An 11318-nucleotide genomic window follows, 5' to 3' on the forward strand; every position below is an offset into this window, starting at 1 on the left:
CGCCAGGCCTGACCGTCCGGTGCAGCCGGTGGCCCGGCTGCACCGGATCACTGCTCGCGCCGGGCCACCAGCACGTCGCACCTGGCGTCCGACAGGACGTGCCGCGTGACGCTGCCCAGCATCATTTCCTCCAGCCCCGACTCGCCGTGCTTGCCGAGCACGATCAGGTCGGCGCCCAGGTGCTCGGCCTGCTCGAGCACGGTCCGGCCGGCATGGCCCTGCTGGACCACGCGCGAGATCCGCATCGGGTCGAGCCCCGCCTCGACGGCGGCGCGCTCGATGCCGCGCATCGCATCCAGGCGCGCCTGCGCGCGGTAGTGCTGGATCTCGTCGTCGCGGATGCCGGCGGCCAGCAGCTTGCCCTCGAAGGGCAGGTCGAAGGCATGCACCGCGGCCAGTTCGGCGCCCGGCGCCAGCCGCGCCGCTGCGCGCAGCGCGGCCACCGAATCCGGCGAAAAGTCCATTGCCACCGCCACCTGCCGGTAGGGCTCGCGCGCCGGCTGCCTCGCCACCAGGATGGGCCGCGTCGACTTCGCCAGGATCCGTTCGGCAGTGGTGCCCAGGATGAGATCGCGCAGCGGGTTCGAACCACGCGGGCCGAGCACCAGCAGGTCGTGCTGGGCGGCGGCTGCCAGCACCTCGTCCACGATCTTCCCCACTCGGACTTCGCAGGCGATCTCGCCGTCCAGGTTGCCGAGCATCGTGGCCAGCGACCGCAGCGACTGTCGGGTCTCCTCGATCATCCGGCCCTCGGTGTCCTGCCGGTCGCTGCCGCCGAACATCGCGCGCAGTGCGCCCAGCATCGGCGCGCTGACCACGTGCAGCAGCGACAGCCGCGCCGGCAGCCCCGCGGCGAGCATCGCCGCCCGCGCCACCGCATGCCCGGCGTCCTCGGAGAAGTCGGTGGCGACCAGGACGGACAGCGGCTGCGGCGCGGTCATCGGTCCTGCTCCGGGCCGCCGGAGCCGCCGGCGTGTGTGCGGGCGGCGCCGCTGCCGACCAGGCGCCGGATCGCCTCTGCATCCAGGCCGGCCTCGGCCAGCACTTCGAGCGTGTGCTCGCCCAGCGACGGCGGCATGCGCATCGGCACCTCGCTGTCGGCCAGGCGCACCGGGTTGCGCACCAGCCGGCAGGCGCTGCCGTCGTCGCCATGCACCGTCGGAAACAGCCCGACCGCCTTCAGGTGCGGGTCGTGCTCCATGTCCTCCAGCCGGTTGACCGGCGCGGCAGGGATCTCCAGCCGCTTGCACAGCTCCAGCCACCAGGCGGTGTCGCGGTGGGCGACGATCTCGCCGGCGATCTCGTAGAGCTCGGCGATGTGCCGGGTGCGCGAGGCGATGTCCTGGAAGCGCGGGTCGCTGGCCAGCTCGGGGTGGCCGGTGTGCTCGAAGAACAGCTGCCAGTGCGCGGTGGTGTAGGGAAGGATGCAGACATGGCCGTCAGCGGTGCGCTGCGGCCGGCGCCAGGGCGTGAGCAGGCGCGGGTAGCCGGCGCTGTGCGCCTGCGCTGCGTCGCCGTCGCCGTCGCCGTCCGCGCCGCGCGCCGGGCCTGGCGCCGGGTCGGGTTCCCCTTCCCGCGCCAGGTGCCGGCCGTAGAAATGCTCGAGCAGCATGAACGAGGTCATGCTCTCGAACATCGGCACCTCGACGCACTGCCCGCGGCCGGTGCGCTCGCGCTGGAACAGCGCCGCCAGCACGGCGTGCGCCGCCACCTGGCCGCAGGCCTTGTCCGCGGCGATGGTGGGGAAGTAGCGCGGCGTGCCGGTCTGGCGCTCCATCAGGTCGGCCACGCCGGACAGGCCCTGGATGATGTCGTCATAGGCGGGCTGGCCCGCGTAGGGGCCATCCGAGCCGAAGCCGTGCAGCCCCGCATAGATGAGGCGCGGGTTGCGCGCCATCAGCGCCGCCGGGCCCAGCCCCAGCTTCTCGAGCTTCTGCGGGCGCACGCTGTGCACGAACACGTCCGCGGTGTCGACCAGCGCCAGCAGCGCTTCGCGGGCTGCCGGCTGCTTGAGGTCGAGCACCACGCTGCGCTTGTTACGGTTCGCAGCCAGGAAGATCGCCGCGCGGCCATGGTCCAGAGAGGGCCCGGTCCAGCGCGTGGTGTCGCCCTCCGGGGCCTCCACCTTGATGACGTCCGCGCCGTAGTCCGCGAGGATCTGGGTGCAGTAGGGGCCGAAGATGACCGCGGTGAGGTCGACGATGCGCACGCCCGCGAGGGCGCCGCCGATGGGGGCTTGGGAGGTGCTCATTCGCGAATCATCCTTGCCGGGGATGCGAGCTGTCCAGTCGGGCGGTCCGATCATGGGCCGTTTCCGTGGACAATACACATCGCCATGACCAGACAACTGAACCCCGATGCCCCGGACCTGTCCGGGCTGATCCGACCCGGCGACACCGTCCTCTGGAGCCAGGCCGACGCCGAGCCCGTCGTGCTGACCCGCGCGCTCGCCGCGCAGCGCGCCGCGGTGGGCGGCCGCTTCACCGTTTTTCCCGGCATCGCGCTGTCCGATGCGCTGGCGCCCGAACAGGCCGACTGCATCGACTTCGTCTCCTATTGCGGCACCGGCCGCAACCGCGCGCTGGCCAAGGCCGGCGTGCTCGACATCCTGCCCTGCCATTACTCCGAGTTCCCGCCGATGATCCGCAGCGGGGCGCTGAAAGTGGACGTGCTGATGCTGCAGCTGGCGCCGCCGGACGAGCAGGGCCGCTACAGCCTGGGGCTTGCGCACGAGTATCTGGTTGCCGCCATCGGCAAGGCGCGCACCATCATTGCCGAAGTCAACGACCAGTGCCCCTGGACCCACGGCGAGCGCCACCTGCGCGAGGAGGATCTCGCCGCGGTGGTGCGCACTTCGCGCCCGCCGCTCGAGAGTCCGAAGGTCGAGCCCGGCCCGGTCGAGGACGCGATCGCCGCCCACGTCGCCGGGCTGATCCCGGACGGGGCCACGCTTCAGTTCGGCCTGGGCGCCATTCCCGAGGCCATCCTGAGCCGGCTCGGCGGCCACCGCGACCTCGGCGTGCACTCGGGCACCATCGGCGACGGGGTGGCCCGGCTGGTGGAGGCCGGCGTCATCACCAACGCGCGCAAGTCGATCGATCCCGGCGTGATCGTCACCGGAATGGTGATGGGCAGCCGGCGCGCCCATGCGTTCGTGCACCGCAATCCGCTGGTGCAGTTCCGCGGCACCGACTACACGCACGGCGCCGACGTGCTGGCGCGCGTCGAGCGCTTCGCTGCGCTGAATTCCGCGGTCGAGGTGGACCTCACCGGCCAGGTCAATGCCGAGCTGGTCGGGGGCACCTACGTGGGCGCGGTGGGCGGTGCGCTCGACTTCCTGCGCGCCGCGCGGCGTTCGCCCGGCGGGCTGCCGATCGTCGCGCTGCCGTCGACCGCAGGCGCGAACAGCCGGATCGTCGCGCGCATCGGCGCGGCCACGGTCAGCACGCCGCGCAGCGACGCCGGCATCGTGGTCACCGAGCACGGCGCTGCCGACCTGCGCGGCCTCACGCTGCGCCAGCGCGTCGCCCGGATGATCGCCATCGCCGCGCCGGCGCACCGCGAACAGCTCGAGCGCGAGGCGCACGCGGGCCTGGGCATCTGAACACCCGCAACACCGATACCAACCACAGGGAGATCGAAATGAGAAGAGCGGCAATCGTCAGCCCGGTGCGCACCGGCGTGGGCACCTTCGGCGGCAGCCTGCGGCCGGTGCCGGTCGAGGAACTGGGCGCCATCGTCGTCAAGGCGCTGATCGAGCGCACCGGCATCGATCCCGGGCGCATCGAGGACCTGGTGTTCGCGCAGTCCTACGCCAGCAGCGAGACGCCGTGCGTCGGGCGCTGGGTGGCGCTGCAGGCCGGCCTGCCGGTCGAGGTGCCCGGCATGCAGCTGGACCGCCGCTGCGGCGGCGGCCTGCAGGCGATCGCCACCGCCGCGATGATGGTGCAGAGCGGCGCCGCCGACGTCGTGGTCGCGGGCGGCGTCGAGAGCATGAGCAACATCGAGTACTACACCACCGACATGCGCTGGGGCGCGCGCTCCGGCTCGGTGCGGATGCATGACCGCCTCGAGCGCGGCCGCGAGCGCTCGCAGCCCGAATCGCGCTTCGGCTACATCTCCGGGATGATCGAGACCGCGGAGAACCTGGCGAAGCAGTACGCGATCCCGCGTGCCGACGCCGATGCCTACGCGATGCGCAGCCATCAGCGGGCCGCCGAGGCCTGGGCGGCCGGCCGCTTCGACGCCGAGGTGGTGCCGGTGGAGATCCCCCAGAAGAAGGGCGATCCGCTGAAGTTCGCGAGCGACGAAGGCATTCGCGCGCAGACCACGATGGAGTCGCTCGGCAAGCTGCGTCCGCTGATGAAGGACGGCAGCGTCACCGCCGGCAACTCCAGCCAGCAGAACGACGCGGCGGCGGCCTGCCTGATCGTCGCAGAGGACAAGCTGAAGGAACTCAGGCTCGAGCCGATGGCGTTTCTCAAGGGATGGGCAGTGGCCGGCTGCGAGCCCGGCTGCATGGGCATCGGCCCGGTGCCGGCGGTGAAGAAGCTGTTCGCCAAGACCGGCCTGTCCTTCGATCAGATGGACCTGGTCGAGCTGAACGAGGCCTTCGCCTGCCAGGTGCTGTCGGTGCTCAAGGGCTGGGGCTGGAACGATCCCGACCGTCTCAACGTCAACGGCTCGGGCATCTCGCTGGGCCACCCGATCGGCGCCACCGGCGTGCGCATCCTGGCCACGCTGCTGCACGAGATGGAGCGGCGCAAGTCGCGCTACGGGCTGGAGACCATGTGCATCGGGGGCGGGCAGGGCATCGCCGCGGTGTTCGAACGGCCCTGAGCGTTCGCGCCCGCAGGCGCGAGGGCCTTCCGGGGCGCGCGCCCGCGCGCAGGCGCGGGCGCATGTGCAGGTCAGGCTTGCAGCCCGCGTTCGCGCCTGCAGGCGCTCACCCCTTCGCTGGCGCGACCCCGTGCGCAGGCACGGGGCCGTGTCCCGCTCAGGCGTTCCGGATCGTCAGGCCGCCGTCGACCGGGATGGTCGCGCCGGTGAGGAAGGACGCGGCCGGCAGCGAGATCGACAGCGTCATCTGCGCCACTTCCTCCGGGTCAGCGTAGCGGTTCAGCGGCACCCGGCGATGCGCATACTTCGCGCGCTGCTCGGCCGGAATGCGCGCGGTCATCGCGGTGTCGATCGGGCCGGGGCAGATGCAATTGACCGTGATGCCCTCGGCGCCGAGTTCCACCGCGAGCGAGCGCGTCAGCCCGATCACGCCGTGCTTGGCCGCCGTGTAAGGGCTGATTCCCTTGGTGGCGCCGAGGCCTTCGGTGGACGCGATGTTGACGATTCGCGGCGAGGTCGACTTGCGCAGCCAGGGCAGCGCGGCGCGCACCGTGCGGGTGTGCGCGGTGAGCAGCACGTCGAGGCCGCGCGCCCACATCGCCTCGTAGCCATCGGAGTCGATCGGCGCGGGCGTCGAAATGCCGGCGTTGTTGATCAGGATGTCGATGCCGCCGAAGCGCTCGGCCACCTCGGCGATCACCTGCTCGACGTTCTGCTGGCTGGAGACGTCCAGCTGCCAGGGGTGCGCGATGGCGCCGGCGGCGTTGATGGTGTCGGCGACTTCCTGCTGTCCCTTGACGTCGGTCACCGCGACCTTCGCGCCCTCGTCGGCGAACAGGAAGGCGGTGGCGCGCCCCATGCCGCTGCCGGCTCCGGTGACGATGACGACCTTGCCCGCGACGGAGCGCGAGAGCTTGGTGATGCGAGGCATGTGGGAGGCTCCTGTCTGCTTGGCCTCGAGCGAGGCCGGGAGAGCATTGTAGGGACGGGCGGCGCCAGCGCGGCGACGCCCGCGATCCGTTTCGGAACGCGGGCGTCTCGTTCGCTTCCGGGGCGGGAACGCCCCGGTTTCAGCGTGTGGAGCCCGAGCAGTGCCCGGCGCCCGCCACCTTGCCGCTGCCCAGCGCGAACGCGGGAGGCTCGGCGAAGCGGTCGTGCGCGGCGGACAGCCCGCGGTCGGCCGCGATGAAGCCCAGCAGGACGATCCAGAAGGCGGCTGCGATGATGGTTCTGCGCATGCTCACCCCTTGAAGCCGACGCGCTCGCGCAGCCGCACGCCGACCAGCGAGCCCGCGAAGGCGCAGGCGAACCAGACCCAGCCATGCAGGCTGCCCGTGGAGATGCCGGAGAAGAACGCGCCCACGTTGCAGCCGAAGGCCAGGCGCGCGCTGTAGCCGAGCACCAGGCCGGCTGCGACCGACCAGAGCCACTGCCGGCCGGTGATGCGGCCGACGTCGGGGCAGGCCGAGCGGCGGCGCCAGGCAAGCAGGAAGCTGCCGGCGAGCAGCCCGAGGTTGGTCACCGAGGTGACGTCGTCGAGCAGCGAGGCCGCGATCTGCGCCTGCTGGGCATCGCGCCCCCAGAACGCGTTCGCAGAGAGGTCGAAGCCCGCCCAGGTGACGATCTTCGCGCCCCACAGCCCGAGGCCGTAGACGATGCCCCAGGGCTGGCCGGCCACCACCAGGTTGGCGATCGCGAGCACCGCCATGATGACCGCCGCGACGTAGATGCCGCGGCCGGTCCAGCGGCTGGTCGTGGTGCGGCGGCGCGACCAGAGCAGGGCCCCGATCGCGGCAAGTACCGCGAGTTCGAGCGCCAGCGCGACCGCGGGCCCGAGCGCGTCGATCAGCGACACGGCGGGCAGCGAGCCGAGCGCGAGCCAGGCATCCAGGTGCGCTGCGCCGAGGAAGCTGCCGGCCACGAAGGACGGGAACACGGCCAGGCTTACCGGATGCCCCAGTCCGGCCTTGTACAGCGTGCCAGAGCCGCAGCCGTCGGCCAGCTGCATCGCCGCGCCGAACACGAAGGCGCCGATCACCAGGCTCCACGAGAGCGGCGCAGCGGCGCCGGACAGCTCGGTGCGGCTGGCCAGCAGCGGGATCGCGACCGCCGCGGTCAGCCCGATCGCCAGGAACTGCGCGAGCATCCCGGTGGGGTCGCGGTGCCGGATCCAGACCCGCCAGCCGGTGGTGAAGCCGAAGGCGGCGCCCGAGAGCACTGCGCCGAATCCGGCGCCGATCAGGAACAGCAGTCCCTGCCTGAGGCCGGCCAGCCAGGTGACCGCCACCCATCCCGCCAGCACCGCGAGGATCGCGATCGCGTGTCCGGACAGCCGCGCGGCGCGCCCCTCGCCCGGGGGCAGCGCGCCTGCGGAAAGCGTGCCGCTCATGCTCATTTACTTTGTCGCCAGTTTCAGGTCGATCAGCAGCTGCTTCAGGCGGTTCGGGACGTTGGCCATCGGCAGGCCGGCGGCGGACCACTCCACCATCGACTCCGGATACATCTTCACATTGCGGTCGCCGAGCACTTCGGAGAGCACGAACCAGTTGGTGGCCGCCCAGTGGCCAGTGTTGCAGAAGGAGACGGTGGTCGTGTCGTCCTTGCCGGTCTCGATGCCGTTGCGCTGGGCCACGCGGCGCACCTCGTCGGCGGGCAGCATCGCGCGGCCGTCCTTGCCGAACCAGACTGCGTGGCTGACGTTGGTCGCGCCCTGGATGGTGCCGGGCACCTTGGCGGCGACGTGACGGGTCTCGCCGGCGAAGAAGTCCGCCGGGCGCGCGTCCAGCAGCCTGGAACTGGAGCTGGCGACCGCCTTCTCGACCTCGGCGCGGGTGGCGACCAGCCGCGGGTCGATCTTCGCGACGTAGGTCGACGGCGCCACGCTGGGCGCCTCGGTCGAGAGGGGTTTCCCAGCGGCCTGCCACGCCTGGACGCCGCCGTTGAGGATCGACAGCTTCGACAGGCCTGCGGTCTTCAGCGTCCAGTAGACGCGCGCCGCAGCGCCGAAGTCGGTGGCGTCCTTGCCCTGATGGACGACCACCACTTCGGTGTTCGCGTCCAGGCCGAGGCGCTGCAGCAGTGCGGAAAGCTTCGCCGTATCCGGCAGCTTGCCGGGGTTGTCCGCCGTGCCGCGCCATTGCGAGTAGGGCGCATGCACCGCGCCTGGCAGGTGGCCGAGCTCGTAGGGCGTCTTGCCAGCCTCGTTCTTGCCGTCGCGGATGTCCAGGATCCTGACGGCCGGGCTCGAGACGCGCTCGGCGAGTTCGGCCGGGGTGAGCAGCGGCGCCGCGAACGCGGCGGGCAGACCAAGGCCCAGGGCCGAGGCGAGGATCAGGGAGGCGGTGAAGCGTCGCATGGCGTGTCCTGCGGAGGTGGTGATCGATGGCAACGCAGTTTCCGCGCGGCGCGCAACATCGTCGATCAAATGCGCTGCGACCCGGACGCATATTCGAGGAGGGAATATCGGCGGCGCCGAAAGTGGCTCGACTGTAATGAGTCCGCTGGCGCGGGATGACAGAATGCGGGGTCTCAGAACCCATTCCAGGAGTGATGCACATGAGCGCCGAGAGCCCCGTGCTGTGGAGCGTCGAGAACGGCGTTGGCCGGATCACGCTGAACCGTCCCGAGCGGGCCAACGCGGTCGGGCTCGAGTCGAGCCGCGCGCTGGCCGCCGCCATCGACGCGGTGGTCGCCGCTGCGCCGCGCGTGGTGGTGCTGACGGGCCGCGGCCGCCTCTTCTGCGCGGGCGGCGACATCGGCGAATTCGTCGCCGACCAGGAGAACATGGCAGGCCTGATCGACGACATCCTGGCGCCGCTGCATCCGGCGCTGCTGCGCCTGGCCACGATGCCGGCGCCGGTGATCACCGCGGTCAACGGTCCGCTGGGCGGCGCCGGGATCGCGCTTGCGCTGTGCGGCGACATCGTGCTGGCCGCCGACACCATGAAGCTGCGCGCTGGCTACTCGGCGATCGGACTCACGCCGGACGCGGGCGCCTCATGGTTCCTCAGCCGTCGGGTGGGCGCCTCCAAGGCCAAGGAACTCTTTCTGCTGAACGACTCCATGTCAGCCGACGAGTGCCTGCGGCTGGGCATCGTGAACGCGGTGTGTCCCGCGGCCGAGCTCGAGCAGCGCACGCAGGCGCTGGTCGACCGGCTGCTGGCGGGCGCGGCGGGTGCCTTCGCACGGATCAAGATCCTGTGCGACGGCGCCGAGCACCGCGACCTGGCCGACCACCTGGCGCTCGAGCACCAGATGATGCTCGCCAGCGCGGCTTCCGCGGACGCCCGCGAGGGCGTGCGGGCCTTCAGCGAGAAGCGGGCGCCGAAGTTCGGCGGCTGATCCCAGGCCGTCCTCTACGCGGCGCAGAAGCCCCTGCCGCCAGTGGTGCGGCTCCGGCGTCGGCTTGCGGGGCGATCAATACGGGACTAAAATTGTCCTCTTTCTCCGGTGGACGCAGCGATCGTGCAGCGCCCCGGAGCAGGGCCGATTCCAATGCTTCGCGTCAGCAGACTCACAGACTACGGCACCCTGGTGATGAGCCAGATGGCCGGCGATCCCGGGCAGGTGTTCAGCGCCAGCGAACTCGCCGGCCGCCTCGGCCTGGGCGCAGCCACGGTGAGCAAGATCCTCAAGAGCCTGGCGCGGCACGAACTGGTGGTGAGCGTGCGCGGCCAGCGCGGCGGCTACTCGCTGAGCCGGCCGCCGCAGCGGATCACACTGGCGGAAATCGTCGACGCGCTCGAGGAACAGCCCTTCGGCCTGACCGAATGCAGCGCCCACGCCGGGTTGTGCGGAATCGAAGGAGGCTGCCGGGTCCAGGCCAACTGGCAGCGGGTGAGCGCAGTGGTGCGCCGCGCGCTGGAATCGGTGAGCCTGGCCGACATGCTGGAGCCGGTGTCCGTGCCGATGCGCGGACCCCAGCGCAGCGGCGCGGTCGCGCTCAAGCGCGCCGCGGAGGCCGAGGCCAGCCGCACGAGATGACAGGGAGCAGTACATCATGAGCACAGCCACCGACCATATCGAGTCATTCCTGGAGCGCGGCTACAGCGCCGGCTTCGTCACGGACCTCGCGGCCGACACCATCCCCAAGGGGCTCTCCGAGGACGTCATCCGGATGATCTCGGCGCGCAAGGGCGAGCCCGAATGGCTCCTCGACTGGCGCCTGGCCGCGTACCGCCACTGGCTGACGATGAAGCTGCCCGAGTGGGCGGCGGTCAGCTATCCGCCGATCGACTTCCAGGACATCGTCTACTACTCGGCGCCCAAGGGGATGAAGGACGGCCCCAAGAGCCTCGACGAGGTCGACCCGGAGCTTCTGCGCACCTACGAGAAGCTGGGCGTTCCACTGCACGAGCGTGCCCGCCTCGCGGGCGTGGCGGTGGACGCGGTGTTCGACTCGGTGTCGGTGGCCACCACCTTCAAGAAGCAGCTCGGCGAGCACGGGGTGATCTTCTGCTCGTTCTCCGAGGCCGTGAAGGAACACCCGGAGCTGGTGCGCAAGTACCTGGGCACCGTGGTGCCGCAGGGCGACAACTACTACGCGGCGCTGAACTCGGCGGTGTTCTCGGACGGCTCCTTCGTCTACATTCCCAAGGGCGTGAAGTGCCCGATGGAGCTGTCGACCTACTTCCGGATCAACGCGCGCGACACCGGTCAGTTCGAGCGCACGCTGATCGTCGCCGACGAGGGCGCCACGGTGAGCTACCTGGAAGGCTGCACCGCGCCGATGCGCGACGAAAACCAGCTGCATGCCGCGGTGGTGGAGCTGGTGGCGCTCGAGGGCGCGAACATCAAGTACTCCACGGTGCAGAACTGGTACCCGGGCGACAAGGACGGCGTCGGCGGCATCTACAACTTCGTCACCAAGCGCGGCGACTGCCGGGGGGCGCGCTCGCGCATCTCCTGGACGCAGGTGGAGACCGGCTCGGCGATCACCTGGAAATATCCCAGCGTGATCCTGCGCGGCGACGACTCGGTGGGCGAGTTCTACTCGGTGGCGCTCACCAACCACCGTCAGCAGGCCGACACCGGCACCAAGATGATCCACATGGGGCGCAACACGCGCAGCACCATCATCTCCAAGGGCATCTCGGCCGGGCGCGGCAGCAACACCTTCCGCGGGCTGGTGCGGATCACGCCCAAGGCGGCCGGGGCGCGCAATTACACGCAGTGCGACTCGCTGCTGATCGGCGACCAGTGCGCGGCGCACACCTTCCCGACCATCGAGGCGCGCCACCCCGGCGCGCATGTCGAGCACGAGGCCACCACCTCGCGGATCGGCGAGGACCAGCTCTTCTACGCGATGCAGCGCGGCCTGTCGGCCGAGGACGCGGTGTCGATGATCGTCAGCGGCTTCTGCAAGGAAGTCTTCAAGGAATTGCCGATGGAGTTCGCGGTCGAAGCGCAGAACCTCCTCGGCGTCAGTCTCGAGGGGAGCGTCGGCTGAGGCCGCACGCCGCTCGAAGGAGAAACTACTC

11 protein-coding genes are annotated in these 11318 nt (G+C 70.9%); 5 read left to right on the plus strand and 6 right to left on the minus strand.

Going from position 1 to position 11318, the window contains the following annotated elements; translation table 11 throughout:
- Positions 1-47: 47 nt before the first annotated feature.
- Together HNQ70_RS17910 and HNQ70_RS17915 are read right to left on the minus strand one after the other, a co-directional pair.
- Positions 48-941, minus strand: coding sequence for a universal stress protein (locus HNQ70_RS17910; protein ID WP_183970332.1), 894 nt, complete (start codon positions 939-941; stop codon positions 48-50).
- Complete coding sequence (locus tag HNQ70_RS17915; RefSeq protein ID WP_183970334.1) at positions 938-2251, minus strand: CaiB/BaiF CoA transferase family protein; 1314 nt, start codon at positions 2249-2251, stop codon at positions 938-940. Before HNQ70_RS17915 ends, HNQ70_RS17910 begins: the two co-directional genes overlap by 4 nt.
- 84 nt (positions 2252-2335) lie before the next feature.
- Here HNQ70_RS17915 and HNQ70_RS17920 point away from each other — a divergent pair, with 84 nt between their 5' ends.
- Together HNQ70_RS17920 and HNQ70_RS17925 are read left to right on the plus strand one after the other, a co-directional pair.
- The gene (locus HNQ70_RS17920; RefSeq protein WP_183970336.1) at positions 2336-3604 is read left to right on the plus strand and encodes an acetyl-CoA hydrolase/transferase family protein; all 1269 of its coding nucleotides are present in this window, start codon (positions 2336-2338) and stop codon (positions 3602-3604) included.
- Between the two features lie 38 nt (positions 3605-3642).
- Positions 3643-4839 (plus strand): acetyl-CoA C-acetyltransferase, encoded by a 1197-nt coding sequence (locus HNQ70_RS17925; RefSeq protein WP_183970338.1) that lies wholly within the window; start codon positions 3643-3645, stop codon positions 4837-4839.
- Positions 4840-4996: 157 nt separating this feature from the next.
- Here HNQ70_RS17925 and HNQ70_RS17930 read toward each other — a convergent pair whose 3' ends face one another.
- The 4 genes from HNQ70_RS17930 to HNQ70_RS17945 form a co-directional block, all read right to left on the minus strand.
- Complete coding sequence (locus HNQ70_RS17930) at positions 4997-5770, minus strand: SDR family NAD(P)-dependent oxidoreductase (protein ID WP_183970340.1); 774 nt, start codon at positions 5768-5770, stop codon at positions 4997-4999.
- Between the two features lie 139 nt (positions 5771-5909).
- Positions 5910-6077, minus strand: a complete 168-nt coding sequence (locus tag HNQ70_RS17935; RefSeq protein WP_183970342.1) for a hypothetical protein — start codon at positions 6075-6077, stop codon at positions 5910-5912.
- Between the two features lie 2 nt (positions 6078-6079).
- Positions 6080-7228, minus strand: coding sequence for a YeeE/YedE family protein (locus HNQ70_RS17940; RefSeq protein WP_183970344.1), 1149 nt, complete (start codon positions 7226-7228; stop codon positions 6080-6082).
- Between the two features lie 6 nt (positions 7229-7234).
- On the minus strand, positions 7235-8194 hold the full coding sequence (locus tag HNQ70_RS17945) for a sulfurtransferase (protein ID WP_183970346.1): 960 nt from the start codon (positions 8192-8194) through the stop codon (positions 7235-7237).
- A 200-nt stretch (positions 8195-8394) separates the two neighbouring features.
- Here HNQ70_RS17945 and HNQ70_RS17950 point away from each other — a divergent pair, with 200 nt between their 5' ends.
- The 3 genes from HNQ70_RS17950 (at position 8395) to sufB (ending at position 11287) form a co-directional block, all read left to right on the plus strand.
- Entirely contained in the window at positions 8395-9180 is a 786-nt protein-coding gene (locus HNQ70_RS17950; protein WP_183970348.1) for an enoyl-CoA hydratase/isomerase family protein, read from the plus strand.
- Positions 9181-9333: 153 nt separating this feature from the next.
- Positions 9334-9822 (plus strand): SUF system Fe-S cluster assembly regulator, encoded by a 489-nt coding sequence (locus tag HNQ70_RS17955; protein WP_183970350.1) that lies wholly within the window; start codon positions 9334-9336, stop codon positions 9820-9822.
- A 16-nt stretch (positions 9823-9838) separates the two neighbouring features.
- Positions 9839-11287 (plus strand): Fe-S cluster assembly protein SufB, encoded by a 1449-nt coding sequence (gene sufB, locus HNQ70_RS17960; protein WP_183970352.1) that lies wholly within the window; start codon positions 9839-9841, stop codon positions 11285-11287.
- The last annotated feature ends 31 nt before the right edge of the window (positions 11288-11318 follow it).

Origin of the sequence: Quisquiliibacterium transsilvanicum, from assembly GCF_014202215.1 — a bacterium.
GTDB lineage: Bacteria > Pseudomonadota > Gammaproteobacteria > Burkholderiales > Burkholderiaceae_E > Quisquiliibacterium > Quisquiliibacterium transsilvanicum.

What these genes read in the sequence shown, in the direction of transcription:
- HNQ70_RS17955 (WP_183970350.1), top strand. Translation starts at nt 9,334, where the DNA reads ATGCTTCGCGTCAGCAGACTCACAGACTACGGCACCCTGGTGATGAGC.
- HNQ70_RS17940 (WP_183970344.1), bottom strand. Translation starts at nt 7,228, where the DNA reads ATGAGCGGCACGCTTTCCGCAGGCGCGCTGCCCCCGGGCGAGGGGCGC.
- HNQ70_RS17925 (WP_183970338.1), top strand. Translation starts at nt 3,643, where the DNA reads ATGAGAAGAGCGGCAATCGTCAGCCCGGTGCGCACCGGCGTGGGCACC.
- HNQ70_RS17930 (WP_183970340.1), bottom strand. Translation starts at nt 5,770, where the DNA reads ATGCCTCGCATCACCAAGCTCTCGCGCTCCGTCGCGGGCAAGGTCGTC.
- HNQ70_RS17945 (WP_183970346.1), bottom strand. Translation starts at nt 8,194, where the DNA reads ATGCGACGCTTCACCGCCTCCCTGATCCTCGCCTCGGCCCTGGGCCTT.
- HNQ70_RS17915 (WP_183970334.1), bottom strand. Translation starts at nt 2,251, where the DNA reads ATGAGCACCTCCCAAGCCCCCATCGGCGGCGCCCTCGCGGGCGTGCGC.
- HNQ70_RS17920 (WP_183970336.1), top strand. Translation starts at nt 2,336, where the DNA reads ATGACCAGACAACTGAACCCCGATGCCCCGGACCTGTCCGGGCTGATC.
- HNQ70_RS17935 (WP_183970342.1), bottom strand. Translation starts at nt 6,077, where the DNA reads ATGCGCAGAACCATCATCGCAGCCGCCTTCTGGATCGTCCTGCTGGGC.
- HNQ70_RS17910 (WP_183970332.1), bottom strand. Translation starts at nt 941, where the DNA reads ATGACCGCGCCGCAGCCGCTGTCCGTCCTGGTCGCCACCGACTTCTCC.
- sufB (WP_183970352.1), top strand. Translation starts at nt 9,839, where the DNA reads ATGAGCACAGCCACCGACCATATCGAGTCATTCCTGGAGCGCGGCTAC.
- HNQ70_RS17950 (WP_183970348.1), top strand. Translation starts at nt 8,395, where the DNA reads ATGAGCGCCGAGAGCCCCGTGCTGTGGAGCGTCGAGAACGGCGTTGGC.